The organism is Mesorhizobium sp. M7A.F.Ca.MR.245.00.0.0, from assembly GCF_003997415.1.
Classification (GTDB): domain Bacteria; phylum Pseudomonadota; class Alphaproteobacteria; order Rhizobiales; family Rhizobiaceae; genus Mesorhizobium.
Window position 1 is genome coordinate 61,966 of record NZ_RZTE01000004.1, and the last position, 26,200, is coordinate 88,165.

Sequence of the window (26,200 nt, forward strand, 5' to 3'; positions counted from 1 at the left end):
TGCAGCATCATATCGCTCCAAGGACGGACCGGCGGGACTTTCCGTTTCGCCAATCTTTCCAATCTCCTGCAACCGGAGAGCGATGCATGACCAAATGGGTTTTCACCTTTGGCGATGGTGCGGCGGAAGGCCGTGCCAGCGACAAGAATCTCCTGGGTGGCAAGGGCGCCAACCTGGCCGAGATGTGCAGCCTGGGGCTGCCGGTGCCGCCGGGCTTCACCATCACCACGGAGGTCTGCAACGCCTACTACGCCAACGGCCGTATTTATCCGGCCGGGTTGGAAGCCGATGTCGCGGTCGCGCTCGGTCACATCGGCCGGCTGACCGGCCGTCGGTTCGGCGATCCGTCGAAATTGCTGCTGGTGTCGGTGCGTTCGGGCGCTCGCGCCTCGATGCCCGGCATGATGGATACCGTGCTCAATCTCGGCCTGAACGACGAGACGGTCGAGGCGCTGGCCGCCGATTCCGGCGACGCGCGCTTTGCCTATGACAGCTACCGCCGCTTCATCCAGATGTATTCCGATGTCGTCATGGGCCTCGACCATGAGGTGTTCGAGGAAATCCTGGAGGATCAGAAAGGCGGGCTCGGGCACGAGCTCGACACCGAACTCACGGCGCTCGAATGGCAAGGCGTCATCGCGCTCTACAAGGCCAAGGTCGAGGAAGAGCTCGGCAGGCCCTTTCCGCAGGATCCGCATGAGCAGCTCTGGGGCGCGATATCAGCCGTGTTCTCGAGCTGGATGAACAACCGCGCCATCACCTATCGCCGGCTGCACGACATTCCCGAAAGCTGGGGCACGGCGGTCAACGTCCAGGCCATGGTGTTCGGCAATATGGGCGAAACCTCGGCCACCGGCGTTGCCTTCACGCGCAACCCTTCGACCGGCGAAAAGATGCTTTATGGCGAGTTCCTGGTGAACGCGCAGGGCGAGGACGTCGTCGCCGGCATCCGCACGCCGCAGAACATCACCGAAGCGGCACGTATCGCAGCTGGCTCGGACAGGCCGTCGCTGCAGAAGCTGATGCCGGACGCGTTCCAGTCCTTTGTCACCATCTCCGACAGTCTGGAGAAGCACTACCGCGACATGCAGGATCTCGAATTCACCATCGAGCGCGGCAAATTGTGGATGCTGCAGACCCGCTCCGGCAAGCGCACCGCCAAGGCGGCGCTGAAAATCGCCGTCGAGATGGCGCAGGACAGGCTGATCACGAAAGAGGAAGCCGTCGCCCGTATCGACCCGGCCTCGCTCGACCAGTTGCTGCATCCGACCATCGACCCCAAGGCCGCGCGCGACGTCATCGGCATCGGACTGCCGGCGTCGCCCGGTGCCGCCACCGGCGAGATCGTCTTTTCCTCCGGCGACGCCGAGGAATTGAAGACGCAGGGCCGCAAGGCGATCCTGGTGCGCATCGAAACCAGCCCCGAAGACATCCACGGCATGCATGCGGCGGAAGGCATCCTGACCACGCGCGGCGGCATGACCAGCCACGCCGCGGTGGTGGCGCGCGGCATGGGCAAGCCTTGCGTCTCCGGGGCCGGTTCGCTGCGTGTCGACTACAAGGCCGGCACGCTGATGGCGATGGGCTCGACCTTCCGCAAGGGCGACATCGTCACCATTGATGGCGGCAATGGCCAGGTGCTGAAGGGCGCCGTGCCGATGCTGCAGCCCGAACTTTCCGGCGATTTCGCCGCCATCATGGAGTGGGCGGACGCGGTCCGCCGCATGAAAGTGCGCACCAATGCCGAAACGCCGCTCGACGCGCGCATGGCGCGCTCCTTCGGCGCCGAAGGCATCGGCCTTTGTCGCACCGAGCACATGTTCTTCGATGGCGACCGCATCGTCGCCATGCGCGAGATGATCCTGGCCGACACCGAAAAGGACCGGCGCACCGCGCTTGCCAAGCTTCTGCCCATGCAGCGCTCGGACTTCCTGGAACTTTTCGAGATCATGGCCGGCCTGCCGGTGACGATCCGCCTGCTCGATCCGCCGTTGCACGAATTCCTGCCGAAGACCGAGGAGGAGGTGGCCGAGGTCGCCGCCGCCATGAAGGTGTCGCCGGACAAGCTCAGGCAGCGCACCGAGGCACTGCACGAGTTCAATCCGATGCTCGGCCATCGCGGCTGCCGCCTGGCTGTCTCCTATCCCGAGATCGCCGAGATGCAGGCGCGCGCCATTTTCGAGGCGGCGGTGGAGGCCGGCAGGAAGGCCGGCGCCCTGGTGGTCCCCGAGATCATGGTGCCGTTGGTCGGCCTGGTGAAGGAGCTCGATTACGTCAAGGCGCGCATCGATGCGGTTGCCAAGAGCGTCATGGAGGAAACCGGCGTCAAGATCGATTACCTCACGGGAACCATGATCGAGCTCCCCCGCGCCGCGATCCGTGCCCATGTCATTGCAGAGTCGGCCGAATTCTTCTCCTTCGGCACCAACGACCTCACCCAGACGACCTTCGGCATCTCGCGCGACGATGCGGCCTCGTTCCTGGAAACCTACCGCCAGAAGGGCATTATCGATCAGGACCCGTTCGTCTCGCTCGACATCGACGGCGTTGGCGAACTGGTGCGCATGGCCGCGCAAAAGGGCAGGGCGACGCGGCCAGACATCAAGCTCGGCATCTGCGGCGAACATGGCGGCGATCCGGCCTCGATCCGCTTTTGCGAAGAGGTCGGCCTCGACTACGTGTCCTGTTCGCCCTATCGCGTGCCGATCGCCAGGCTGGCGGCCGCGCAGGCAGCGGTGCTGGTTGCGAAGGCAGGCCGCCGATAGGCTCCATCCAGCTTACCGTTTTGTAAGGCAATTCACGCGAACGTGCTGGCGGCGTCGCGTAATCTCGACATTGTTCCTGCCCAATTTGCGGCCATCCGCAAATTGCTCCCGGAAACAGATGCTGCAGTTTTCTCCCGCGCCGTTCCACTCGATCCTGGTCATCCAAACCAAGTTCATAGGCGATCTCGTCCTCGCCTCGGCGCTCGCCAAGAACCTGCGGCTCGAATTCCCCGGCGCCAGCATCGTCTTTCTGTGCGAGGCTCGCTTCGAAAGCTTCGTCATGGCCCATGGTATTGCTTCCGAGGTGGTCGCATTCAGGCGCGACCGCATGCGCGGAACGCCCTTGGAGCGCGGGAAGGAGCTTTACGCGATGGTGCGGGCGTTGCGCCGCTTCCGATTCGACTTGACGATCGACCTGAGCGATTCGAAGACGTCGCGCATCGTCACCGGGCTCGTCAACGCCAAGACCCGTGTCGGTTACAGTCCTTCCGAAAGACCCTTGCGTATGTTGGAGCGGCAACCCGCCAACGTTTTTGCCAAGCCCTACGGCTTTGATGGTCAGCATTTCCTGTACCGCTACCTCTCGCCGCTCGAAGCGCTCGGCATCGAGCTTCGCACGGTGATTCCGAACCTTCAGCCGCTGCCATTGGAGACGGCGAAAGCATTGGCGCTGCTGGGTAAGCACCATCTGCGGCCAAACGCCTTCATCGCCGTGCATGCGGGGGCAAGCTTCGAGGGGCGACGTTGGCAGCCGGAGCGGTTTGCAGCAGTGATCGTCGAGATCGCCGGCGAGACTGGTCTGGACGTCGTCCTGGTGGGTGGCCCGGACGAGCGCGAGATCGCCGAACGTATCGTCGCCAGGACCGCGCCGTCGGTCGTCAATCTCGTCGGTGACCTGTCGCTTGAAAGCCTGCTGGCGGTGCTGAAACAGGCCCGGCTGTTTCTCGGCAATGAGAGCGGCCCGATGCACATGGCCGCAGCCACCGGAACCCCGGTTGTCGGATTGTTCGGTCTGACGGAGCCGTCGCGCTGGGGTCCCGTCGGCGTGCCCAGCATCTCGCTCCAGCCGCCGATGCCTTGCGCCTGCATGGCCGAAAACCTCTGCCGCGCGCCGGATCCCAGCAAGGCATGCTGCGTCTGGGGCCTGGAGGTCAAGCCTGTGGTCGATGCCGTGCGCGAGGTTCTTTCGCGCACCGAAATGAAACTGGAACACGCCATCTGAGATCATGCGCCGCATGCACGACCGCTCTCGACGCGGTGGAATGACCTGTCGCCCACAGGAACGGTCACATTGTCGCGGAGCGCTTTTCTGCTATGCGCCATCCCGATTTCCGCCTTCATGCGGGTCGTTGGGATGCCTGCTTGAAATGACGGGTCCGGGAATCGGTTTGATGCGCCTGCTGCAAAAAAATCTCTGCATGATCGCCCTGTCGTGGGCGATGGCATCCGCCAGCCATGCCGCGCCCCTCGTCGAGCCGACGCTGCACATCAAGTCGCAGGCGAGCGGAGCCGGCCGTGTGGCGCTTACGCTCGACGCGTGCGGTGGACAGACCGACAACCGGATTCTTTCGGCGCTGGTGGACAACAAGATCCCCGCCACCATTTTCGTGACCGGCATCTGGCTGAAGCGAAACGCCGCCGCCGTCGAGATCATGCGGGCGCATCCCGATCTGTTCGAACTGGAAAATCATGGCGGCCACCACATCCCGGCGGTCGACACGCCGCGGAAAATCTACGGCATTCGCAGCGCCGGCAGCCCGGATGCGGTGCTGGCCGAGGTCGAATCGGGAGCCGCCGCTCTTACCGGGACCGGCGAGCCGGCGCCGAAATGGTTTCGTGGCGCAACCGCCGAATACAGCCCGTCGGCAATCGCCATGATCCGCAAGCTTGGCTTCAAGGTCGCGGGATTTTCGATAAATGGCGACGGCGGCTCTTTGCTTGGCGCCAAGGAGACCGCCCGGCGCATCGCGGCGGCCAAGGATGGCGACGTCATCATCTCGCACATCAACCAGCCGACCCATGCGGCCGGCGAAGGCGTGGTGCAGGGGCTGCTGGCGCTCAAGGCCAAGGGCTTGACCTTTGTGCGGCTCGACGATGCCGAGGGCATCGGCAATAACGGCACGACGGAGTGACTGGCCAGCCGAGCGTATCTCGATGCCTTCGGCGTTGGCTCAGTCCGGTTTGGCTTCGATCGTGACCTTGCTAGCGTAGAATGCGCCGTGGTTGCGGATTTCAGCCATTTCGTCGAAAGGCCGCTCGTACGCCCACATGGCGTTCTGGCCGGTCTCGCCGGCAGGCAGCACGCTCCAATAGCTTGCATCGCCCTTGTAGGGGCAATGGCTCGAGTGGTCGGTGCGGCCAAGCTTGCCGAAATCGACGTCGGCGAACGGAATGTAGAAGGCCGCCGGATAGGGGGCTTCGGTCAGCACCTTGGCCTCCGTTGTTGAAGCGATGACCACGTCTCCGACACGCACGGTAACGGTGCCGGCATAGGGCTCGACAGTGATGATTTTGTCCGGGTTGCGTTGGAAACCGGGTGCGGGGTTGGCGATCTGATCCATGCGGGGCCTCTCCTTGCGTCGACTTAAGGTGTGTCGCGCAAGCGCATTGCGCAAGCCGCTATCGCCATCCAACACGCAAAACTTGCCTAGCCAACGCCGATGGATCGCCCCTTGGAATCGTCGAGATACTTGTCGTCAGCGGTCAGGCAGCGGCCTTGAACACGTCCATGAGACCGGCATAGGCGGCAGCGATCCCGGCGACCGGGTTGCTGCTTCTCAGGACGGTCTCGACCTTCAGGGAACCGCCGCCGGTAGGCAAGGTGAGCAGCAGGAACTGGCGGTTTCCGCCATCGCCGACTGACGCGGCCGCGACGTGCTGGTCCTCGCCCTGATTCTGGACGCACATCTTGAACAGCAGCGTGCCGCCGACCGCTTCCAGCGCGCCGCCGACAACTTCAACAAATTCATCTTCGGAAACAGTCTTTGTGTCCGGCACCACATCGGCCAGACTTTCGGCAAGCGTACTCTCGAGAGCCTTGTCGTCGAGCTGCGCGTCCATGCGAACCTCTTTCAGTCGCCAATCGTACCCCTTTGCCCGTTAACGAAACTTAACGCCGACGATGGCCGGATTGTGGCGGTTTTCCACCAATGCGGCGCTCAGGGGTGCTGGCGGCTGGACAATCCGCCGGTTCGCTCCACAATAGCCCGAAAAGCACAACGCAAAAGCGTGAGGGAGGATCGAATGCTGGGACTGATGCAGGAATGGCCGCTGCTTTGCCATAAGCTCATCGACAATGCCGAGCGGCAGCATGGCGTGCGCGAGATCGTGTCGCGCTCGATCGAAGGGCCGATCGTGCGCACCACCTACGCCGACATCCATCGTCGCGCCCTGAAGGTCGCCCAGCGGCTGGAGCGTGACGGTTATGGGATGGGCGACCGTATCGCCACGCTGGCCTGGAACACCGCGCGCCACATCGAGGCCTGGTACGGCATCATGGGCATCGGCGCCATCTACCACACGCTCAATCCGCGGCTGTTTCCCGAGCAGATCGTCTGGATCATGAACCATGCCGAGGACAAGGCAGTCTTCGTCGACCTGACCTTCGTGCCGCTGCTCGAGAAGATCGCCGGCGCCGTCAAGTCGCTGAAACAGGTGATCGTGCTGACCGACAGGGCGCATATGCCGCCGACGACATTGCCCAACGCGGTCGCCTATGAAGATTGGCTTGACGAAGCGGATGGCGACTTCGCCTGGAAGACCTTCGACGAAAGCACCGCCGCCGGCATGTGTTACACGTCCGGGACCACGGGCGATCCCAAGGGCGTCGTCTACAGCCATCGTTCGAACGTGCTGCACGCCATGATCGCTGCCATGCCCGACGCCATGGGACTGTCGTCGCGCGATACGATCCTGCCTGTCGTGCCGATGTTTCACGCCAATGCCTGGGGCCTTGGCCAGAGCGGGCCGATGATCGGTGCCAAGCTGGTCATGCCCGGCTGCAAGATGGATGGCGCGTCGATCTATGAGCTGCTCGACACCGAGAAGGTGACCTTCAGCGCCGCCGTGCCGACCGTCTGGATGATGCTGCTGCAGCATCTGGAGGAGACCGGCAAGAAGCTTCCCTATCTCAACAAGGTCGTCATCGGCGGCTCGTCGTGCCCGCGCGCGATCATGACGAAGTTTCAGCAGAACTACGATGTCCAGGTTATCCACGCCTGGGGCATGACCGAAATGTCGCCGCTCGGCACGTTGTGTACCCTGAAGCCGGACCATGCCGGTCTTGAGGGCGAAGCCCGGCTCGACGTCCAGCAGAAACAGGGCTACCCGCCCTTCGGCGTCGAAATGAAGGTGACCGACGACGACAACAACGAGCAGCCTTGGGACGGCAAGACTTTTGGCCGCCTGAAAGTGCGTGGGCCGGCCGTTGCCCGTGCCTATTATGGCGACGCCGGCGTGGAGCAGTTCGATGAGGATGGCTGGTTCGACACTGGCGACGTCGCCCACATCGACGCCGGCGGCTATATGCAGATCACCGATCGCGCCAAGGACGTCATCAAGTCCGGCGGCGAATGGATTTCTACCATCGACCTCGAGAATCTGGCTGTCGGCCATCCCGATGTCGCCGAGGCGGCAGCCATCGGCGTTCAGCATTCGAAATGGGGCGAACGGCCGCTGCTGGTCGTCGTCCGCAAACCGGGCAAGGAACCGACCAAGGCTGACATTCTCGGGTTCATGGACGGCAAGGTGGCCAAATGGTGGATGCCGGACGATGTCGCTTTCGTCGGCGAAATTCCGCACACCGCAACCGGCAAGATCCAGAAGATCACCTTGCGCCGGCAATTCAAGGACTATCGCTTGCCGACCGATTGACGCGATGTCGCATGTTTCGGCTTCATGCCATCGCAAAAAGGCACTAAGTCTCCGTTCGGGTTGGGGCAGCACGGAAAACGATGGTTAGCATTCCTGAACGGCAAACGTCGAAGGCGGCCGGCTGGTCGCGGCGCACGGCCGCTTTTTCGTTGGTGCTGCTGCTGACGGTCTTTGTGGGCCATCGCTTCGATCTCGTCGAAACACCTGTCTTTCTGTGGGTGCTCGGCATTGTCGCGCTGCTGGCGGCGATGGCGCTGTTGTTTGCCGGGTTTGCCTTTTCGCGGCTGTGGAATTTCGGCGACCGCGGCGGCCGCGACCTGACGGTCGGCGCGCTGCTGGCACTGCTGGTGTTCGCACCCTACGGCGTCGCCGCCTACTGGGCGACGATCTATCCGCCGCTCAGGGATATCTCGACGGATTTCGACGAACCGCCGGCGCTCGACGTGAGCGACCGGACGAAGGATATGAACGTGCTTGCGCCGTCGACGCCTGGGGAACAGCGGCTGCAGGCCGATAGCTATCCGCTGGTCAGCGCACGCAGCTACGACCTGCCGTTCGAGACTGTCGTCAATGCCGTCGAAACCGTACTCGACCGGCGCGACTGGGAGCTGTCGGAGCCCTATCCCGATCTCGCCGGGCAAAGCGAGGTGACCATCACCGCCGTCGCCAAGGGCTTCGTGATCGGCCTTCCCGCCGATGTGGCGATCCGCGTGACGGATGATGGCGACACGGTCATCGTCGATATGCGGTCGGCATCCCGCTACGGCCGCTACGACCTTGGCGACAATGCCGCGCGCATCACCGAATTCCTGGCGGAGCTCGACCAGGAAGTCGCCGGTCAGGTCGGCGCCGCGCCAGCCGAGTGACTTTCAGAACCGGGTTGTAGTCAGGCGGATCCGTATGTCGCAGCGGAATGCAAGTTGGGTCTGCGGATAGACTATTCAGCGGGCTCGTATCTCCCCTGCAACAAGATCGTCGAGACCGGGCCAAGCGGATCGATGATCCGGCTCTCCAGGACCTCGATGAGTTTGCGTCCAACCCCGGCCATATCCACGAAATGAACGCCGATCTTTGCCGGCAGGAAGCGTGCAAGCCGCGTGCTGTCACGAGCGACGATGTGGACGTCGCTCCCTGGCACGAGACCTCTTCTGCCAAGAGCATGTAACGCCCCGAGAAGGCCCAGTTCGTTGGCGCATGCCAAGCCGGTCGGCCGATCTGACGACGCCAGTAGGCGATCGAACCAGCCTGCGCTCGATTCCATCGTGAACATGCCGTGACCGATCAGCGATTGGTCGATCGGAATACCGGCCTCGGCCAGCGCCCTTTGATACCCGGCAAGACGCATGGCACTCGCCTGATCTTCCGGAACGAGAAGTTGCAGTGCAATGCGTCGACAGCCCTTATCCATCAGCCGTCGGGTCGCCTCGTAGGCAATCTGTTCGTTGTCGATATCAACGTAAGGATATGCGACGTTCAGGTCCGTTCTTCCGAATGTGACGAATGGCATGCCTGCATCCAGCAGCAGCTTGACTCGCGGATCGCCCGACACCATGCGCGTGATGATCAGTCCGTCTGTGCTGCGCGCTTGAAGCTGCCGCTGCACACTCTCGACAGGATCGTCATCGGGAGTGGTGGAATAGATGGAGAGACTATAACCCGCTTGCCGCGCCGCCAGCGTCATGCCCTCGATCAAGGGAAGCTTCAATAGATCGGACAGATGGTCTTGTGTCTCCATCGGGTATACTGCCGTTAACGTCAGCGTTCGGCCGGTTTTGAGCGCGTAGCCATGATGGTTTGGCAGATAACCGGCCCGTTTCGCCGCGTCTTTTACGCGTGCAATGGTCAAGGGATGGACTTCTGGTCCGTCCTTCAGAGCGCGGGAAACCGTCGTCACCGAAAGGGAAAGTTCCACCGCGAGCTGTTTTAGATTGGCCATTGTCGCCCGCCTTCATTGCTAAATCGCCGGCTGAATTTCCTGCTGAAGCGCCGTGACGTTACCGGATTCGATATCCCGGTCAATCCTAACTCCTTGGGGAAGCAGCTTGACTCGGTTTAGATTGAGTGCAATCGTAACGTTACGATTAAAGAGAAACGGCGCTTTTGAGCGACATTTCATAATTTCGGGAGGAGAACCTATGTCTTGGCTACGCATTTCCTTAGCAGCATTTGCAATCTCGGCTGCTTTGCCCGCCCATGCTCAAACAGTCACCATTACGACAGCGGGTGGCGACTATGGTAACGCCATGAAGGAAGCTATGTGGGGTCCTGCTGCAAAAGAGCTTGGATACGATGTCCGCGAGGAGACCCTAAGCGACGGCCTAGCCGCCTTGAAGATGCAGGTCACCTCGGGGGCTATCACGACCGACGTCATTCATCTTGGCTCACCGGAAGGCGCACAGGCTGCCGCACAATCGCTGCTGGAGCCTCTCGACTACAAGATTATCGACCCAAAGTCGGTGCCAGATGGCGCAAAGTCCGACTACTGCTATCCGTTCGACTCCTATGGCACCGTCATGTCATGGAATACCAAGACATACGGCGAGAATCCGCCGAAGACGTGGGCGGAATTCTGGGATGTTGCCAAGTTTCCTGGTCGTCGCGCGCTGCGCGCCAATGCTCAAGACTCGATCGAGATCGCACTGCTCTCCGACGGCGTGGCGCCGGCGGACATTTATCCCGTGCTCGGCACGCCGGAGGGTCTGGATCGCGCCATCAAGCGGCTCGAAGCAATCAAACCAAATGTCTCGGTGTGGTGGACCTCGGGCGCTCAGTCGGCGCAGTTGCTGAAAGACGGTGAGGCGGATTTGATCGTTACCTGGAACGGTCGGGCGGAGACAGTGAAAAAAGATGGCGGCGCGGCCGACTACACGTTCAAGGGTTCCGTCATTGGCACTGACTGTCTTGGAGTGCCGAAGGGGGCGCCGAACAAGGAAGCGGCCATGAAGCTGATAGCTGCGATGACACAGCCTGCGCGCGTGGCCAAGCTGACCGATTTCATCGCTTACGGCCCGGTCAATCCTGCTGGCTATGAGGGTGGCCTTATTCCCGCGGACCGTCTGAAGACCCTTGCGACCGCGCCTGAAAATGCCGGCACTTCGGTGTTCTCGAACGCGGATTGGTGGGTCAAGAACGGCGAGGCTGCCCAGAGGGCCTTCGATGAAATGATGAGCCGCTAAGCTTCGAATACATCGGCTCTAGTGCTGGAGCACATGATGAAGTCGCTCGCGATCACCATCGACAGCGTTCGCAAAACCTATGGGACCTACGTCGCGCTGGACGATGTTTCGCTCGACATCAAGGCTGGCGAATTCCTCACGCTGCTAGGCCCATCGGGGTCGGGCAAGACGACCTTGCTCATGGCCTTGGCCGGATTTGTCCGGCCAGATTCCGGCAAACTCTTGTTGGGGGATCGGGACATCACCCGCCTGGCGCCCAACAAGCGCGACATCGGCATCGTGTTCCAGAACTATGCCCTGTTTCCCCACATGAACGTCCTCGCGAATGTCGAGTACCCGCTGGTACTGCGCAAGACGCCGAGATCTGAGGTCCGAAAGCGGGCGTTTGAGGCGTTGGCCCGCGTCAAGCTGGAAGGTCTGTCGGAGCGCAACATTGCCGCGCTATCGGGCGGACAGCGCCAGCGGGTAGCACTGGCGCGGGCGATCGTCTTCGAACCACGCGTGATGCTGATGGACGAGCCGTTGTCGGCGCTCGACAAGAGTCTGCGCGAAACCATGCAGTATGAAATCAGACGTCTGCACGATGATTTGGGGATCACAACCATCTATGTGACGCATGACCAGCGCGAAGCGCTGATTATGTCTGACAGGGTCGCGGTCATGGATTCCGGCCGTATCCAGCAGATTGATACGCCACAGCGGATTTATCATCATCCATCGACCCGCTTCGTCGCGGAATTCCTAGGCGAGGCCAACATTATAGCCCCAGGCCTCGTGCGCAGAATCGACGGCGCCGATGCATCGCCCGAAGCCCTGATGATCCGCGCGGAAAGCTTCCATCTTGATGCAAAGCTCGTCGGACGAGATGGCGTCGCGCTCGAAGGAACACTGCGCGCCAAGGTGTTTCGCGGCGAGAACTGGCTTCTGACGCTTGTGCTGGACGGCGGGCAAGAAGTTCTTGTCTGCATTCCGGCAGCCCTGGCCAGCGGCTGCGCCGAGCTTGCCACCGGCCAGTCGATGACCGCCTTTGCACCAGCCGCAAAAGTTCACGCGATGCCAGGGGCTAGGGCGTGACCGTCATGGCGAATCCCGCGCTTGCGGCAGACGCGCGACGCGAGCGGCGGTTCTTCCTCTCGCTTTCACTGCCCGCGCTGTTCATCGTCGGTATGGCGGCGATACTGCCTATCCTATGGATCATCCGGCAATCCTTCCTGACCACGGGGGGCGAGTACACCGTCGGCAACTACGAGAAGGTGCTTTCGAGCGGGCTGACATGGTCGGCACTGGTCACAACCCTTGAATTGTCCCTGGGCACGCTGGCGATCTGCATTCTTCTCGGTACTCCCCTGGCGCTCGCCCTGGCCAGCGCCAGACCTAGGGTGGCCAATTTGCTGATGGCCTTCGTCATGCTGCCATTGTGGACCTCCATTCTGGTGCGCACCTATGGCTGGCTGGTGCTGTTGCGGCGCGATGGCCTGATCAACGCAACTTTGACGGGTTCAGGCCTGACAGCTGAGCCATTGCCGCTGGTCTACAATTTCACGGGAACGCTGATCGGCATGGTTCACTACATGCTGCCGCTCTTTCTGCTGCCGGTTTATGCCGCGATGCGCGATATCGACGCCAACCTCATTCGTGCGGCGGCGAGCATGGGCGCCACTCTCGGGCAAACGATCCGCACGGTCATTCTGCCGCTTTCGGCCGGCGGCATCTTCTCGGGGTCGATCATCGTCTTCATCTATACGCTCGGCTTCTTCATCACGCCGGCGGTGCTGGGCGGCGGCAAGGTAAATCCTCTCTCCACCCGGATCGAGCGCACGCTATCGACCTTTCAGGATTGGGGGTCGGCGAGCGTCCTGGGCATTCTGCTCCTCGTTGTCATGGCTCTGATCGGTGTGATGTTCCTGTCGGCACGGCGACTGCTGACGCGCGACGGTGCGTCCCATGCTTGAGGCCTATCCGGACAACAGGCTGTCCCGCATCTGTCTGTGGGGCTTTTCCGCACTCGTGATGGCGTTCTTGATGCTGCCAACGCTCGTGGTCGTGCCGCTGTCCTTTTCGGCGTCCGCCCTTCTCGAGTTCCCGCCGCGCGCATATTCATTGCGCTGGTACGATCATTTTTTCGGTTCGGCGACGTGGATGGCCGCGCTCAGGACGAGCCTGGTTCTTGGAACATTGACAGCTATGCTCGCGGTACCCTTGGGGCTGCTGGCCTGCATTTCGATAAATCGGCTCGGCGGAAAGGCCGCTGTTACCATTCAGGGCATTCTGCTTACCCCGTCCATCGTGCCAGGAATCCTGCTTGCGATCGGTCTCTTCTTTGTGCTGGCGGCGCAACATCTGGTCGGAACGCTATTCGGCGTGCTGGTCGGGCATGTGGTGTTGGCCATTCCTGTCGTGTGCATTGTGCTGTTGCCCGCTCTGGCCCGCTTTGACTGGAACCAGGTTCAGGCGGCGCGCAGCCTCGGCGCGAACTGGGCGAGAGCCATCGGCGGCATAATTGTCCCGCAGCTTCAGATCAGTCTGCTGTCGGCCATATTGATGGCCTTCCTGACATCACTCGACGAATCCGTCATTTCGATCTTCGTCTCGAGTGGTCAAAACAGCACGCTGCCGAAGCTCATGTTCATATCTCTGCGCGATCAGATCGATCCGACCATCGCGGCGATCTCAACGGTGTGGACCGCCATGGTCGTGGTCGTCGTCTTGATCGTGACTTTACACCAAAAATCATGACTGAAATTGGAAACATGCTCACAAATCAGATAGCCAGTGATCCGGCGGATCACGCAGCGGACATACCTCAGGTAGGACTGGCCATCATCACCGGGTCGGCAAACTGGGGGCTGGCCTTCCCGGAAGATATCGAATTCGATGGTGTGCGCACCTTGCGGCGTGACGTTAGTTTTGAAACGCCTTACGGCCGCAGCGACAACTGGAAGCTGATCGAGTTCGATGCCTCGATTACTGCGGAAGGCAGAACGAAACGTGCGTTGTGCATGTATTCGCACGGCAATCCGCGCGACCATATCGACCATTCCTGCCATCGCCGGGCGTTCTGGGTGTTGATGAACGCGGGTGTAAAGCAAGTCCTGGCCTGCTCGACCGTTGGAGCCGTCAACAAAGCGATCCAACCCGGCGACATGGTGGTGACTGCCGATATCATCGAACTGACGCAGACGCCTTTTTCACTGCTTCCAGACCGCCAGAGCTTTGACTGCTCGGGCAAGCAGATCGTATGTCCAAGATGTGCGGCGGTTCTGGTTGAGACGGCCCGCCGTCATTGGCCAGCCGAATGCCGGGTTCATGGCATCGAGCAGCAGTTGGTGGCTGCCCATTGTTACGGGCCTCGACTGACAACCCCAGCCGAGGCTTTGGCTTATCGAAGCATGGGCGCGGATGTGCTCAACCATTCCATCGCCCCCGAGGCGACCCTGTCGCGCGAAATCGGCGCTTGTTTCGTGCCGCTTGCGTTCGTGACCGCGGGTTTCAACGACTATATGGACCGCAGTCGCCAGGAATTGCTGCAGGAGCATGTGTTGCCGAGCCTCTCCATGACCGCCTCGCGGGTTGCGCTGGAGACCGCGGCACGACTTCCAACTGATCCTGAATGCTCTTGCCAGGGCTTGAAGTCGCCCCAACCGGCAGAGCGCTCCAGCCGCTTCTAGAGTATAAAGGGCGCAGATGAGTTCGCGCCGATCTTAGCTTGCCGGCACAAAAATACCGGTGATGGCCGGGTCGCCGTCTGTCGTGACCAGGCCGCGCGCCGTCAGATCCTCGAGATGGGCAAGCACCGACAATCCGGCGGCGCCATGCAGCCGCGGGTCGGTGTCCCTGTAGATCGCCTTGACCATGTCCACGATCGTCCGGTCCCCCTCTTTGACCCGCTCCAGAATGGCGCGCTCGCGCATCTTGCGATGCGTCTTCAACCCGCGCATGAAAGCGCGCGGTGCTGTCACCGGCCCGCCATGTCCTGGCAACAGCAAGCGGTCCCCGCGTTCGATCAAGCGGTCCAGCGAGGCCATGTAGTCGGCCATCGCCCCGTCCGGCGGGGCGACGATGGAGGTTGCCCAGGCCATGACATGATCGGCCGAAAACAGGATGCCGGTTCCCTGCAGCGCGAACGCCGCATGATTGGCGGTGTGGCCCGGGGTCAGAACCGTCCTGATCGACCAGCCGTCGCCGTCGACCACCTCGCCGTCGGGCAGGGCGACATCAGGGATGAAAGCCGTGTCGGCACTGGCATCGAGCGCATTGGTCTCGCCGATATGCAGGGCTCTTGCCGGCCGGTGCGGCCCCTCTGCCAGCACGAGGGCGCCGGTGCGCTCTTTCAGCCGGGCCGCCAGCGGGGAGTGGTCGCGATGCGTGTGGCTGACGAAGATATGGCTGACCGGCCGGCCTGCGATCACCTCTATCAGGGTCCGCAGATGCGCCTCGTCCTCCGGCCCCGGATCGATCACCGCCAGCGTATCGCGGCCAACAACGTAGCTGTTGGTGCCGTGAAAGGTGAAGGGGCTTGGATTGCGGGCCGTGATGCGCTGGACATCGGGCGCGACATTCACCCCCTGGCCATAGAAGGGGTCGAAGCCGGTATCGAATTTCAGTGCCATGCATCGGTGCCTTGTTTCGGGAAACGGCAAAACCGATTGCCGCACAACACGCAAGCCAATATAGGAGGATGTGAGGCCGCGAACATCGGAGTGCGGCAATCGGATTGGGGAAATACCATGGCAATTGCAACTACGATGCGTCCGCTTGTTTCTCTGGCTCTGCCGCAAAACGGCGCGGCGCGGCTGGCAACGCAGCTTTTCCTGGCCATCGCCGGAACGCTTGTGCTGACACTGTCGGCCAAGACCAAGGTAATGCTCGGGCCGGTCGACATTTCGATGCAGACGCTGGCCGTGCTGCTGATCGCCGCCGCCTTCGGCATGCGTCTCGGCGTCGCCACCCTGCTGCTCTACATGGCCGAGGGCGCCATGGGCTTCCCCGTCTTCCAGAGCACGCCTGAAAAGGGTCTCGGCATTGCCTACATGCTCGGCTCGACCGGCGGCTATCTCGCCGGCTTCGTGGTCATGGCGGCAATTGTCGGCTGGGCGGCGGATCGCGGCTGGGACCGCCATCCAATCAAGCTTTTCAACGCCATGCTGGTTGGCGAAGTCGTCATGATGGCAATGGGCTTTGCCTGGCTGGCGCTGCTCATCGGTCCGGAAAAGTCGTGGCAGTTCGGCGTCGTGCCGTTCATCGTCGGCGACCTGATCAAGGTGGCGCTCGCGGCAAGCCTGGTGCCGGCCGTCTGGACGCTGCTGAAGCGCGGCTGAAGCGCGCGATCGAAGAAACGGCCAGGGGCAATCAAGCCACTGGCCGGAGCGGCGTCACTGGCGGATTTCCGGTCTGATGTCCGCCAACCTCGATAGATTGTCGGTTATATCGCCCTAGACGCTGCGACATCTTCAGTAATGATCATTAAGTCGCTTTATTAGCCCAGGCTTTTCAATTTCCCGAACTGTTGATCTGAGAAATAGATGCTTGCTGGCGCGGCCGCGCTGTCGTAGCTCTTGGTCTTCGACTGTATCGAATCGCCGGGGGGCGAGACGTCCGATTCGTTGTCGTGAACGATCAGGTCAGATGCACTATCGCGCTGGTCTGTCGCCGATACGGCAGCTTCGGGGAAGGGGGGAAGACGTTGAATGTCGCAGCGTCGACTATTGTCGGAAGCCGGCACTTCCTGTTCAGGATTCGGTTTCAACTGCTTGGCGGACTGACATTCGCGATTTTTGCGCCGGCGATCATCCGGATTGTCTTCAATCCTGAATTTATCTATTCGGCCAATCTTCAGGTAACAGTAGCCGCTGCGGTCATCGCGCACCTTGTGGGCTTCTTGTCTTATCGCCGCATCGGAAATTTCCCGGGCGTGGCCGCGGCAAGTTACATCTTGCCGACATTTGCCCTGTCCTACGGGGCTGTTTTCCTGACCATCTTCTTTTTTCGGTTCGAGTACAGCCGGTTTCAGGCTGCCGCCAGTTTCACGCAGTCCACGCTCTGGTACTTCGGCCTGAGCCTGTTGACGCGGCGTCTCGATCCGTACCGGCTCGTGGTGATTCCCGGCGGAGATGTCGAGCGCCTCAAGACGTTACCGGGTGTGCATTGGTTTTGGATCAAGTCGACCAGTACGATAATCGAAAGAGCCAGCGGCGTGGTCGTTGATCTGCGTGCCGATCTTGGCGCGGAATGGGAACGATACATCGCGGATCGGGCCCTTTCGGGAACTCCCGTATACCACGTCAAGCAGGTCAGAGAGTCGCTGACCGGTCGGGTCGAGATCGAGCACCTGTCGGAAAACACGCTTGGTTCGCTCAATCCGAACCAGGCCTATCTCAAGATCAAGCAGGCGGTCGACTGGGTCTCGGCACTTGTCTTGATCATCGTTCTTTCCCCCGTTCTGGCGTTAATAGCGTTGCTGATCCGGCTGGATTCCGATGGTCCTGCGCTGTTTCGCCAGCAACGCATGGGCTACCGGGGCAAGATCTGCACGGTCTACAAGTTTCGCTCGATGCGCCAGCACTCTGGCGCCGGCAGCGACAAGGAAAGGGCGATCACCAGGCACGACGATGACCGCATCACCAGAGTCGGGCGTTTCCTGCGAAAATCCAGGATCGACGAACTGCCGCAGGTCATCAACATCCTGCGTGGCGAAATGAGTTGGATCGGACCGCGGCCGGAAGCTGTCGTGCTGTCGCAGTGGTACGAGGCTGAGCTGCCATTCTACCGTTACAGGCATATCGTCAGGCCGGGCATAAGTGGGTGGGCACAAGTAAATCAGGGGCATGTGGCTGCCGTCGATGACGTTATGGAAAAATTGCACTATGATTTCTATTACATAAAGAACTTTTCGCCTTGGCTGGACGTTTTGATAACTCTCAAGACGCTGAAAACGATGCTTACCGGCTTTGGTGCGAGATAACCAATGCGAAGCATGGCTCTGGAATAGCAAGCGCAGGAAGCAGATGGATCTCGCCTCCAGGAAAATAGCGATCATCGGGCTTGGCTATGTCGGCCTGCCGCTGGCGGTCGCCTTCGGCGCCGGCAGGGATGTCGTCGGTTTCGACATCGACCAGTCGAGGGTGGACGCGCTGAGGCGTGGCGACGACCATACGCTGGAAGCCAGCAGCGATGAGATCAGTGCTGCGTCGCGGCTGACATTCACCACCGACAAGGCCGATCTGCGCGATTGCGGGATTTTCATCGTCACGGTTCCAACGCCGATCGACAGGGCCAACCGTCCGGATCTGAAACCGCTGATCATGGCATCGACTTTGGTCGGCGAGGTCATATCGCCAGGCGCGGTGGTGATCTTCGAATCGACGGTCTATCCCGGCTGCACGGAAGAGGTGTGCGCGCCGCTGATCGAGAAACATTCGGGCCTGCGCTACAATGAGGGGTTCTTCCTCGGCTACAGTCCCGAGCGCATCAATCCGGGCGACCGCGAGCATCGGTTGCAAACGATCGTCAAGGTCACCAGCGGCTCGACGCCGGAAGCGGCCGAAGGTATCGATGCGCTCTATGCCTCGATCGTGCCGGCAGGCACACACCGTACCTCGAGCATTGCGGTCGCCGAAGCGGCCAAGGTCATCGAGAACACTCAGCGCGACCTCAACATCGCGCTGATGAACGAGCTGTCGCTTATCTTCGGCAAGCTCGGCATCGACACGTCCGAAGTGCTGGAAGCCGCCGGCACCAAATGGAATTTCCTGCGCTTCACGCCTGGTCTCGTCGGCGGCCACTGCATCGGCGTCGATCCCTACTATCTCACCCACAAGGCCCAGGAACTCGGCTATCATCCGGAGGTGATTCTTGCTGGCCGCCGTATCAATGACGGCATGGGTCGGCACGCGGCGGATCAGACGGCCCGCCTGATGATGCGCAAGGGAATACCTGTCGTTGGCAGCCGGATTCTGGTGATGGGCGCGGCCTTCAAGGAAAATTGTCCGGACCTGAGGAATTCCAAGGTCGCCGATATCGTTGCCCAACTGAAGGAATACAACGCCGGCATCGACATATGGGACCCCTGGGTCGACGCGCAGGAATGCGCGCGTGCCTTCGGCGTAGCCAGCATGAAGGACATTCCCGACATGCGTTATGACGGCGTTATCGTGGCCGTCGGCCACAGGCAGTTCCGCGCGTTAGGCGTCGACGGCCTGATGGCGCTTTGCAAGACCCCGGGCGTCATCTACGACATCAAGGGTCTGTTCCCCAGGCATGTCACGGATGGGCGTTTCTGATGAAGGTTCTGGTCACCGGCGCGGCCGGCTTCATAGGATATCACGTAGCGAAGCGGCTGCTGGAGCGCGGTGACGAGGTCGTCGGCATCGACAACGTCAACGACTATTACGATCCGGAGATCAAGGAGGCGAGGCTGCGGCTTCTGGACGGGGCGAGCCGCAAGACCAATGCCGGCTATCATTTCATCCGCGGCAATCTCGCCGACAAGAGCGTGGTCGACGCCTGCTTTGCCGACCATGCATTCGACCGGGTGATCCATCTCGCCGCCCAGGCCGGGGTTCGCTACAGCCTGGAAAACCCGCATGCCTATGTCGAAAGCAACATCATCGCCTACACCAACATGCTGGAGGCCTGCCGCAACAGCGCCGTCGCGCACCTGACCTATGCCAGTACATCCAGTGTCTACGGTGCCAACACCGACATGCCGTTTTCCGAGCATCGTCCGGCCGACCATCCGCTGCAGTTCTACGCCGCGACCAAGCGCGCCAACGAGCTGATGGCGCACAGCTACAGCCATCTGTTCCGATTGCCGACGACCGGTCTTCGCTTCTTCACGGTGTATGGTCCCTGGGGGCGCCCGGACATGGCGCTGTTCCTGTTCACCAAAAACATCCTTGCCGGTGAGCCGATCAAGCTGTTCAACAACGGCAACCACACGCGCGACTTCACCTATGTCGATGACATCGCCGAAGGCGTGATCCGCGCCAGCGACAGCCCGGCCACGGGCAATGCCGCCTGGGACTCCAGCCGCCCGGATCCTGCCACAAGCAGCGCCCCCTGGCGCATCTTCAACATCGGCAACAACAACCCGGTGAAGCTGACCGCCTATGTCGAGGCGCTGGAAAACGCGCTGGGCCGCAAAGCCATCGTCGAACTCTTGCCGCTGCAGCCCGGCGACGTGCCCGATACCTTCGCCGACACCTCGGCGCTGGAGCAGGCGGTCGGCTACCGCCCGGCGACGACGGTGACCGAGGGCGTCGGGCGGTTCGTCGAGTGGTACAAGGCGTATTTTGCGCGGGGATAGGGTTCGGCGTTTCCCGGCTGATCCGCGCTGTTCCATGATCACGTAACCAGGAGCAGATGGAATCGATACGGCTCGCAAACAGGCAGTCCGCAATCCATTGCAGTCCCAGGCGCTACTGAGCGTCTGCATCCCCACGTTCAATCGGCGGGATCGCGTTGCGGCGCTGGTTCAGCAACTGTTGCGTACGGACTGTCCATTGCAGATATGCGTCCATGTCGACGGTTCGACCGACGGAACGAACGAAGCGCTTGCGGAAATCGCGTCTCGCGATGCCAGTTTGGTGGTCACCACCGGCCCGAATGACGGCAGAGGCCGTGCGATGTTTTCGGCGATTGCTTCCGCCACTGGCGACTATTGCATGGTCTTCGATGATGACGACGATCTCTTCACCGATCGCTTGCCGGAGGTCTGTGAGCACCTCTCGCAGAGAGGTGTCGATCAGAAGATTGCGGGTTTTGTGTTCTCGATGGCTCTTGGCCACCCAGAGACCGCAGCAGAGCCGTTTCCGTCGGAACGGACAAACCTGATAAAGATGCGGGCCGACGAACGGGTGGTCGGCGACAAGAAGGAGGTCATCAAAACTCCTTTGCTTAAACGGGTTGCCGTGCCCCCAGCGGGGCGGTTCCGCCGCGTTCCAACATCTCTTCTCTGGTCCAGATTGGCGATCGAATACGACGTTATCTGTGTCAATGTCGAGATTGGACGAAAACGATATTTGCCGGAGGGGATGACGGCAAGGATTCGGCTTCTTCAGCGACAAAATGCATACCCGATGTTGTTGCTGAACTTGAACTACATCAAGGCGTTCTGGCTAGGACGATATCGGTCGGTTCGGTTCCTGAGCAAGGCGGTTCTTGCCTGTTTGAGCTTTGGTGTCTTGAGTTTCCCGTTCTTGCTCAAGAGGTCATTCGTGCGGGTGACTTCATGAAAGAAGCCAGCTTGTGGAAGTTGGTGGAAGCCATCGTAATACGAATTGTTCCTGGTCTTCTGAACATAGCGACGTTGCTGTACATCGGCAGCCATCTGGAGACTGGACAGTACGGTATTTTCAGCACGACGATTGCGACAGTTTCATTTATTTCGACACTTGTTTTTGGAGTCGCGACCTATTCGATAATGCCGGTTTCCGCAAAAATGCATGCCGCGGGAATGGGTAGAGAGTACGTATCGTCCATTTTGACCGTGCTGGCAGTTGTGGCGTTGTTTGTCGTCCTGGCTGGACTGGCACTGACGTGGCTGGGATTTGGCAATGCCGTTGCCGCGACCATCATCGTTTCTTTCGGCTTGCACACCGCACTTCAAGAGATTTTGAGGTCACAACTGCGTTTGTGGGCGTACGGTTGGTCGGCGATTGGCCAGGCCGTCGCATACCAGGCAGGAGCCATAATCCTGCTTGTCGGCGATGCGAAAGTAGGCTCGGCTCTTGCAGCCTTTTCGCTCAGCTATTTCGTCGGAGCGCTGATTTCATTTGCCTTCCTGGGACCTATGAATCTGAGACGGCCTGGCTTTTCCTATCTTGCCGGGTCTCTGGTCACAGGCTGGGGATTTGTGTTGAGCAATCTGGCCGAGAGCGGCGTGTTTGTCGGCATTCGATACATTGTTTTGTTGCTTGGCTCCGAGACCCATCTCGGTGTCTTCTCGTTTTGCGTCGATCTTTCACAACGGTCCGTCGGCTTCTTCATGAATGCGGCCAGCTTCGTATTTGTGCCAAGGGCGTTTCTCAGTGCCGCAAATGGAAACGTCAGGGAGTTTCGGCGCGGACTGTTCGAGGGAGCGGCCATCGCACTCATTTTTGCGACTGTGGCCGCGGCCGGAATAGTTGGCCTGTTTTTCTCGGGCCATGCATCCGGGTGGCTGGGGAAGTCTTTTGATCCTGTGGTGTTCGGGATCGTTTCTTGTGCTGTTTTGGTCAACAGAACGAAAAAAGTGATCATCGATCCGTTTGCGCTTCGGTCGAGCAAAACGATGACGTTGACCTATTCCTACGCGATAGGGGCGTTGGCTTGCTGTTGTCTGGCGGCATTGGGCCTTTGGTGGCGGGTGCCGCTTGGCAGTGAAATGGCATTTTTGTTCGGATATGTCGTAGCCGCTGCCTGTTCCTTTTTCGCATTGAGGAATGTGATTGCAGACCAAGGGCCTGGTGCGAAACAGCGCACCGTTTTGGTGGTCGGGCCGGATGCCAGAAATGAATGAGAAGAAAGCATTTTACGACGAGAAAAACAGGCGCATCGTCCATGTCGGCACGGTGGCTGATGACGACTATTGGGATTCTCACTGGGCCGAAGGGATTGTCTTGAGGCCGGATCGCTTTGTCGTTGAAACCACCAAGCGATACCTGACCGGATCGGCCAAGATCCTGGACGCTGGATGTGGCTTGGCCAATACGGTCCATGGCCTCGACCAGGCAGGCTTTTCCGCCTACGGGATCGACTTCGCGCAGAAGACCGTGGGGATGGTGAATCGTGCCGCGCCCCATTTGCAAGTGACCGTGGGGGATGTTCGAGCAACGGGCTTCGCGGACGAATTCTTCGATGGGGTGTGGTCTCTGGGGGTGATCGAGCACTTCTTCGACGGTTACGATGAGATCGCATTGGAGATGAAGCGCATCATCCGGTCAGGAGGAGTTGCCTTCGTGACAGTGCCGAGCATTTCTCCTCTCCGGCGGCTGAAGATCAGAATGGATCTCTATCCCAGGTTTCCAGGTGAACAGGCCGGATTTTACCAGTTCGTTCTTGAGCCGTCTTCGATTGTTTCCAGTTTCGAACAGCACGGCTTCAAGCTTCTGGAATCACAGCCGAGGGGAGGCTTCAAGGGGCTGAAGGACGAGACATTTTTCTCCAAGCCGATGCAGGCCTGGTACGACAGCAAGAATGGAATCCTGAGAGGCTTGCGTGCTGCTGTGGACCGGTTGCTCGGCCCATTTTCGCATCATACGCGGCTCTACGTCTTCCACAGGATATAGCGCGGATGTCAAATCCGAGTGGGCGCAGATCGCCAAACGAAACCGGTGGTGAAGCAGTGTCGATATTGCGAAAGTTTGTTCGCGCGAATGTGGCCATTTCCGAGTTCCTGGACAGTGCTCTGCCGCAGCGCCTTCGCATCGACGGCAACCGGACCTTTGCGACGGAGATAGCACCTCCCTTACTTACTTCAAACGCACGGGTTTACGATCTTGGCGGGGGTGCCAGGCCGTTCGTCAGTCTTTCGGAGAAGCGGCGCCTTGGGCTTTTTGTCGTTGGGCTCGACCTCGACGCGGAAGAGTTGTCGAAAGCGCCACGCGGAATATACGACGAGGAGATTGAAGCGGACCTTACCTCGTTTAGGGGGAGGGGCGATGCCGACGTCGTCATTTGCCAGGCAACGCTCGAGCACGTCCGTGATGGCGAGGGCGCCCTGCGCGGCATTGCCAGTTGCGTGAAACCGGGAGGCATGGTTGCCATTTTCTCGCCCTCGCGCAACGCCGTTTTTGCCAGATTGAATCGGGTCCTGCCGGAGGGGATGAAGCGACGGCTGCTTTTTGCGATCTATCCTGAAAAGGGCATGGGTCATGACGGGTTTCCGGCCTTCTACGACAAGTGCTTGCCCAGTGACGTCGAAACAATCGCAAAACGGAACGACCTGGAACTTATCGAGCGCCGTCTGTTCTGGAAAAGCTCCTACTTCTATTTTTTCGTGCCGGCCTTTCTTGCCTGGCGCATCTGGTTAGGCGTTTCGGCTCTGTTCCTCCGCAAGGATGCCGCTGAAACCTACGCCTATGTCTTTCGGCGAAAACAGTGAGTTCCCGCGGCCCATGAAAAGGAAGCTCGCGCTGATCGCCATTCCGCTCGACAGAAGAGGCGGTGCCGAAACCATCCTGAAACTTGTTGCGCGCGCACTCGCGAGGCGACCCGACTGGGACGTCGAAATCGGCTTCTTGGGTAGCCAGGCGGCGGGCGAGGCCGCTGGATCACACCAGGACGGAATTCGGTGCAGCTACGGCTTTGGCGGCGGCAAGGCCATGAGCGAGTTTTTGCTCGCCCCGCGGCTGATCCGGCGTCGGTACGATTTGGTGTTCTCGAGCCACGCACGGGTAAACTCGTTTCTGGCTGCCGCCCGAAGCGTTGGACTTCTCCGCAGCCATAGGCTGGTCGCCCGCGAGTCCACGGTACTTCTGGATCGCTTCAAGGGTCCTCGCGCGCTCGCTTACAAGGCGCTCTACGCTGCCTATGGCAGCCAGGACATGATAGTCGCGCAAACGAGCTATATGAATGAACGCCTGCGTGACGTATTGCCCCGGCGAGCAATCGCCAAGCTGTGTACTTTGCCCAACCCGGTCGACGAAGATCTCATCGTCAAAATGTCCATGGAAGCATCGTCGGGGCACGACGCCGAGATACTTTCCCGCCGTCCGCAGATAGTCTGGTGCGGCCGGCTGATTGATGTGAAGCGTCCGACGATCGCGGTTGATGTGCTGGCCGAAGTCAGACGAAGGACCGGCGAGGATTATGAGCTGACCATGGTTGGCTCTGGTCCCATGGAAGCGGAGTTGAGAGCCCGCGCCGGCAAGCTTGATCTGGCCTCGCGACTAAATCTGCTCGGCCAGAGAGACAACCCGTTTCCGCTGTTTCGCGCAGCGCGTGCCGGCATGCTCACGTCGGCGACGGAGGGATTTCCCAACGTCCTTCTGGAAATGATGGCTTGCCGGATTCCCGGCATCGTCACCACCCCCTGTGCGGGAGATCTGGACATGCTGTCGGGCCTGGAGATTTCAGCCGGCTTTGGCGCGTCGGAAATTGCGGAAGCACTGCTGAAGGTCATTCAAGGCGGTGATCGGTCGGCCTTGTACGGAAAGACCTTGTCGGAAAGATCGCCGGATCGGTTTGCGGATATGCTGTTGAGAGCGCCGTCGTCATATCCGGGTGGGCAGAGATGACGGCCGTTGCTCGCAACAAGATAGTCGTCTCGATAAACACATCCTGGAATGTCGTCAATTTCCGCAAGGGACTGATCGAGGCGCTGCGGAGCTGTGGCTATGACGTGGTCGTCGTTGCGCCGAGAGACGAGTATTCTCCGCTGATTGCGGCCATGGGCTGCCGCTATGTCGAACTCGACATGGACAATTCCGGCACGTCACCGTTGCGGGATTTGGTCCTTCTGTGGCGCTACTGGCGTCTCTTGCGGCGCGAGAGACCGCTGGTGTTTGTCGGCTTCACGATCAAGCCCAATGTGTTCGGCTCCATTGCGGCCAATCTGAACGGCATTCCCGTCATCAACAACATTTCGGGATTGGGGACAGCGTTCGTCCGCGGTGGTCTGCTGCTCAGGATTGCCAAGGCCTTGTACCGGGTGGCATTGGCCCGTTCCAAAATGGTTTTCTTCCAGAATGACGATGACCGGATGCTGTTCGTCGACGAACGCCTGGTTCGCAAGGATCGAACCGCGCTTTTGCCTGGCTCCGGCATCGACCTCGTGCGTTTTGCCCCTTCGCCCGAAGCGCGCACCGGGTCTGGCGCCATCATCTTTCTTCTCGTGGCCCGGCTTCTCTGGGACAAGGGTGTCGGCGAGTTCATCACGGCGGCCCGTCGGGTTTGCCGTGAGGTGCCCGGAGTGCGTTTCCAGCTACTCGGCTTTCTTGATGTCGAAAACCGGACTGCGGTCAGCCGCGAACACGTGGAAAAATGGGTTGGCGAGGGATTGGTCGAATATCTCGGCTCCACCGACGATGTGCGGCCTTTCATGCGTGCCGCCGATTGTATCGTGTTGCCCTCCTACAGGGAGGGAACGCCGCGCTCGCTGCTCGAGGCGGCTGCGATGGGCAAGCCGCTGATCGCAACCGACGTGCCAGGATGCAGGGAAGTGGTGGACCACGCGGTCAATGGCTTCCTATGCAAGGTGAGGGACCCTGATGACCTTGCGAGCAAGATGGTCGAGTTTGCGCGGCTGGACGACTCGTCCAGGGACAGGATGGGAGCCCAGAGCAGAAACAAGGTCGAGCGGCAGTTTTCGGAAACGATCGTCATCGAGAAGTACATGCAGCAGATAGAAAGACTGAGCGCCCTTGCGACGAAATGAGCGGACCGGCCGCACAGGGTCGGAGGGAGGAT

General features: G+C 60.5%; 24 protein-coding genes. 20 read left to right on the forward strand and 4 right to left on the reverse strand.

All coding sequences use genetic code 11. The features are described from left to right. Window positions 1-86 precede the first annotated feature (86 nt). From ppdK to EOB80_RS06840, 3 genes are all read left to right on the forward strand, one after another. Window positions 87-2,765, forward strand: a complete 2,679-nt coding sequence (gene ppdK, locus EOB80_RS06830) for a pyruvate, phosphate dikinase (RefSeq protein ID WP_127327115.1) — start codon at window positions 87-89, stop codon at window positions 2,763-2,765. Window positions 2,766-2,883: 118 nt separating this feature from the next. Next, window positions 2,884-3,987, forward strand: a complete 1,104-nt coding sequence (locus EOB80_RS06835) for a glycosyltransferase family 9 protein (RefSeq protein WP_127327116.1) — start codon at window positions 2,884-2,886, stop codon at window positions 3,985-3,987. Window positions 3,988-4,156: 169 nt separating this feature from the next. Next, window positions 4,157-4,897, forward strand: coding sequence for a polysaccharide deacetylase family protein (locus tag EOB80_RS06840; protein ID WP_127327117.1), 741 nt, complete (start codon window positions 4,157-4,159; stop codon window positions 4,895-4,897). A 39-nt stretch (window positions 4,898-4,936) separates the two neighbouring features. Here EOB80_RS06840 and EOB80_RS06845 read toward each other — a convergent pair whose 3' ends face one another. After that, window positions 4,937-5,326: a DUF427 domain-containing protein gene (locus EOB80_RS06845; RefSeq protein WP_127327118.1), complete on the reverse strand. Its 390-nt coding sequence runs from the start codon at window positions 5,324-5,326 to the stop codon at window positions 4,937-4,939. Between the two features lie 142 nt (window positions 5,327-5,468). Beyond that, a complete protein-coding gene (locus EOB80_RS06850) occupies window positions 5,469-5,825 on the reverse strand; it encodes a hypothetical protein (RefSeq protein ID WP_027035902.1) in 357 nt (118 codons plus the stop codon). A 183-nt stretch (window positions 5,826-6,008) separates the two neighbouring features. On the opposite strand from EOB80_RS06850, the gene EOB80_RS06855 reads away from it, so the two are divergent. Together EOB80_RS06855 and EOB80_RS06860 are read left to right on the forward strand one after the other, a co-directional pair. Then, on the forward strand, window positions 6,009-7,637 hold the full coding sequence (locus EOB80_RS06855) for a fatty-acid--CoA ligase (protein ID WP_127327119.1): 1,629 nt from the start codon (window positions 6,009-6,011) through the stop codon (window positions 7,635-7,637). A gap of 80 nt (window positions 7,638-7,717) precedes the next feature. Beyond that, on the forward strand, window positions 7,718-8,503 hold the full coding sequence (locus EOB80_RS06860) for a DUF1499 domain-containing protein (protein WP_127327120.1): 786 nt from the start codon (window positions 7,718-7,720) through the stop codon (window positions 8,501-8,503). Between the two features lie 71 nt (window positions 8,504-8,574). On the opposite strand, the gene EOB80_RS06865 is transcribed toward EOB80_RS06860, so the two are convergent. After that, the gene (locus EOB80_RS06865) at window positions 8,575-9,573 is read right to left on the reverse strand and encodes a LacI family DNA-binding transcriptional regulator (protein ID WP_127327121.1); all 999 of its coding nucleotides are present in this window, start codon (window positions 9,571-9,573) and stop codon (window positions 8,575-8,577) included. A 199-nt stretch (window positions 9,574-9,772) separates the two neighbouring features. Between EOB80_RS06865 and EOB80_RS06870 the strand changes: the two genes are divergently transcribed. The 5 genes from EOB80_RS06870 to EOB80_RS06890 are packed head-to-tail and all read left to right on the forward strand — an operon-like array spanning window position 9,773 to window position 14,481. Next, complete coding sequence (locus tag EOB80_RS06870) at window positions 9,773-10,813, forward strand: ABC transporter substrate-binding protein (protein WP_127327122.1); 1,041 nt, start codon at window positions 9,773-9,775, stop codon at window positions 10,811-10,813. Between the two features lie 36 nt (window positions 10,814-10,849). Further along, window positions 10,850-11,887, forward strand: coding sequence for an ABC transporter ATP-binding protein (locus EOB80_RS06875; RefSeq protein ID WP_127327123.1), 1,038 nt, complete (start codon window positions 10,850-10,852; stop codon window positions 11,885-11,887). Beyond that, the gene (locus EOB80_RS06880; RefSeq protein ID WP_127327124.1) at window positions 11,884-12,765 is read left to right on the forward strand and encodes an ABC transporter permease; all 882 of its coding nucleotides are present in this window, start codon (window positions 11,884-11,886) and stop codon (window positions 12,763-12,765) included. The genes EOB80_RS06875 and EOB80_RS06880 overlap by 4 nt, the downstream gene beginning before the upstream one ends. Then, the gene (locus tag EOB80_RS06885) at window positions 12,758-13,549 is read left to right on the forward strand and encodes an ABC transporter permease (RefSeq protein ID WP_127327125.1); all 792 of its coding nucleotides are present in this window, start codon (window positions 12,758-12,760) and stop codon (window positions 13,547-13,549) included. The genes EOB80_RS06880 and EOB80_RS06885 overlap by 8 nt, the downstream gene beginning before the upstream one ends. A 14-nt stretch (window positions 13,550-13,563) precedes the next feature. After that, complete coding sequence (locus EOB80_RS06890) at window positions 13,564-14,481, forward strand: 5'-methylthioadenosine phosphorylase (RefSeq protein ID WP_127327255.1); 918 nt, start codon at window positions 13,564-13,566, stop codon at window positions 14,479-14,481. Between the two features lie 33 nt (window positions 14,482-14,514). Here EOB80_RS06890 and EOB80_RS06895 read toward each other — a convergent pair whose 3' ends face one another. Then, window positions 14,515-15,423: an MBL fold metallo-hydrolase gene (locus tag EOB80_RS06895; protein WP_127327126.1), complete on the reverse strand. Its 909-nt coding sequence runs from the start codon at window positions 15,421-15,423 to the stop codon at window positions 14,515-14,517. A gap of 117 nt (window positions 15,424-15,540) precedes the next feature. Here EOB80_RS06895 and EOB80_RS06900 point away from each other — a divergent pair, with 117 nt between their 5' ends. The 10 genes from EOB80_RS06900 to EOB80_RS06945 all read left to right on the forward strand — a co-directional run bounded on the left by EOB80_RS06900 (window position 15,541) and on the right by EOB80_RS06945 (window position 26,168). After that, the gene (locus EOB80_RS06900) at window positions 15,541-16,131 is read left to right on the forward strand and encodes a biotin transporter BioY (RefSeq protein WP_023808554.1); all 591 of its coding nucleotides are present in this window, start codon (window positions 15,541-15,543) and stop codon (window positions 16,129-16,131) included. Window positions 16,132-16,496: 365 nt separating this feature from the next. Further along, window positions 16,497-17,774 (forward strand): sugar transferase, encoded by a 1,278-nt coding sequence (locus tag EOB80_RS06905; protein WP_245466273.1) that lies wholly within the window; start codon window positions 16,497-16,499, stop codon window positions 17,772-17,774. 43 nt (window positions 17,775-17,817) lie between these two features. Beyond that, a complete protein-coding gene (locus tag EOB80_RS06910) occupies window positions 17,818-19,092 on the forward strand; it encodes a nucleotide sugar dehydrogenase (RefSeq protein WP_127320895.1) in 1,275 nt (424 codons plus the stop codon). Then, the gene (locus EOB80_RS06915) at window positions 19,092-20,117 is read left to right on the forward strand and encodes an NAD-dependent epimerase (protein WP_127327127.1); all 1,026 of its coding nucleotides are present in this window, start codon (window positions 19,092-19,094) and stop codon (window positions 20,115-20,117) included. The genes EOB80_RS06910 and EOB80_RS06915 overlap by 1 nt, the downstream gene beginning before the upstream one ends. A 97-nt stretch (window positions 20,118-20,214) precedes the next feature. Next, window positions 20,215-21,045, forward strand: a complete 831-nt coding sequence (locus tag EOB80_RS06920) for a glycosyltransferase (protein WP_164762541.1) — start codon at window positions 20,215-20,217, stop codon at window positions 21,043-21,045. Beyond that, complete coding sequence (locus tag EOB80_RS06925; protein WP_127327129.1) at window positions 21,042-22,310, forward strand: hypothetical protein; 1,269 nt, start codon at window positions 21,042-21,044, stop codon at window positions 22,308-22,310. Before EOB80_RS06920 ends, EOB80_RS06925 begins: the two co-directional genes overlap by 4 nt. Next, window positions 22,303-23,079, forward strand: a complete 777-nt coding sequence (locus EOB80_RS06930; RefSeq protein WP_164762542.1) for a class I SAM-dependent methyltransferase — start codon at window positions 22,303-22,305, stop codon at window positions 23,077-23,079. The genes EOB80_RS06925 and EOB80_RS06930 overlap by 8 nt, the downstream gene beginning before the upstream one ends. A gap of 5 nt (window positions 23,080-23,084) precedes the next feature. Then, complete coding sequence (locus tag EOB80_RS06935) at window positions 23,085-23,894, forward strand: methyltransferase domain-containing protein (RefSeq protein ID WP_127327131.1); 810 nt, start codon at window positions 23,085-23,087, stop codon at window positions 23,892-23,894. Then, window positions 23,872-25,029 (forward strand): glycosyltransferase, encoded by a 1,158-nt coding sequence (locus EOB80_RS06940; RefSeq protein WP_164762543.1) that lies wholly within the window; start codon window positions 23,872-23,874, stop codon window positions 25,027-25,029. Before EOB80_RS06935 ends, EOB80_RS06940 begins: the two co-directional genes overlap by 23 nt. After that, on the forward strand, window positions 25,026-26,168 hold the full coding sequence (locus EOB80_RS06945; RefSeq protein WP_127327133.1) for a glycosyltransferase family 4 protein: 1,143 nt from the start codon (window positions 25,026-25,028) through the stop codon (window positions 26,166-26,168). The genes EOB80_RS06940 and EOB80_RS06945 overlap by 4 nt, the downstream gene beginning before the upstream one ends. The last annotated feature ends 32 nt before the right edge of the window (window positions 26,169-26,200 follow it).

Bases quoted from the DNA above. Each gene is read 5' to 3' on its own strand.
- ppdK (WP_127327115.1), top strand. From the start codon at position 87: ATGACCAAATGGGTTTTCACCTTTGGCGATGGTGCGGCGGAAGGCCGT.
- EOB80_RS06835 (WP_127327116.1), top strand. From the start codon at position 2,884: ATGCTGCAGTTTTCTCCCGCGCCGTTCCACTCGATCCTGGTCATCCAA.
- EOB80_RS06840 (WP_127327117.1), top strand. From the start codon at position 4,157: ATGCGCCTGCTGCAAAAAAATCTCTGCATGATCGCCCTGTCGTGGGCG.
- EOB80_RS06845 (WP_127327118.1), bottom strand. From the start codon at position 5,326: ATGGATCAGATCGCCAACCCCGCACCCGGTTTCCAACGCAACCCGGAC.
- EOB80_RS06850 (WP_027035902.1), bottom strand. From the start codon at position 5,825: ATGGACGCGCAGCTCGACGACAAGGCTCTCGAGAGTACGCTTGCCGAA.
- EOB80_RS06855 (WP_127327119.1), top strand. From the start codon at position 6,009: ATGCTGGGACTGATGCAGGAATGGCCGCTGCTTTGCCATAAGCTCATC.
- EOB80_RS06860 (WP_127327120.1), top strand. From the start codon at position 7,718: ATGGTTAGCATTCCTGAACGGCAAACGTCGAAGGCGGCCGGCTGGTCG.
- EOB80_RS06865 (WP_127327121.1), bottom strand. From the start codon at position 9,573: ATGGCCAATCTAAAACAGCTCGCGGTGGAACTTTCCCTTTCGGTGACG.
- EOB80_RS06870 (WP_127327122.1), top strand. From the start codon at position 9,773: ATGTCTTGGCTACGCATTTCCTTAGCAGCATTTGCAATCTCGGCTGCT.
- EOB80_RS06875 (WP_127327123.1), top strand. From the start codon at position 10,850: ATGAAGTCGCTCGCGATCACCATCGACAGCGTTCGCAAAACCTATGGG.
- EOB80_RS06885 (WP_127327125.1), top strand. From the start codon at position 12,758: ATGCTTGAGGCCTATCCGGACAACAGGCTGTCCCGCATCTGTCTGTGG.
- EOB80_RS06890 (WP_127327255.1), top strand. From the start codon at position 13,564: ATGCTCACAAATCAGATAGCCAGTGATCCGGCGGATCACGCAGCGGAC.
- EOB80_RS06895 (WP_127327126.1), bottom strand. From the start codon at position 15,423: ATGGCACTGAAATTCGATACCGGCTTCGACCCCTTCTATGGCCAGGGG.
- EOB80_RS06900 (WP_023808554.1), top strand. From the start codon at position 15,541: ATGGCAATTGCAACTACGATGCGTCCGCTTGTTTCTCTGGCTCTGCCG.
- EOB80_RS06910 (WP_127320895.1), top strand. From the start codon at position 17,818: ATGGATCTCGCCTCCAGGAAAATAGCGATCATCGGGCTTGGCTATGTC.
- EOB80_RS06915 (WP_127327127.1), top strand. From the start codon at position 19,092: ATGAAGGTTCTGGTCACCGGCGCGGCCGGCTTCATAGGATATCACGTA.
- EOB80_RS06925 (WP_127327129.1), top strand. From the start codon at position 21,042: ATGAAAGAAGCCAGCTTGTGGAAGTTGGTGGAAGCCATCGTAATACGA.
- EOB80_RS06930 (WP_164762542.1), top strand. From the start codon at position 22,303: ATGAATGAGAAGAAAGCATTTTACGACGAGAAAAACAGGCGCATCGTC.
- EOB80_RS06935 (WP_127327131.1), top strand. From the start codon at position 23,085: ATGTCAAATCCGAGTGGGCGCAGATCGCCAAACGAAACCGGTGGTGAA.
- EOB80_RS06940 (WP_164762543.1), top strand. From the start codon at position 23,872: ATGTCTTTCGGCGAAAACAGTGAGTTCCCGCGGCCCATGAAAAGGAAG.
- EOB80_RS06945 (WP_127327133.1), top strand. From the start codon at position 25,026: ATGACGGCCGTTGCTCGCAACAAGATAGTCGTCTCGATAAACACATCC.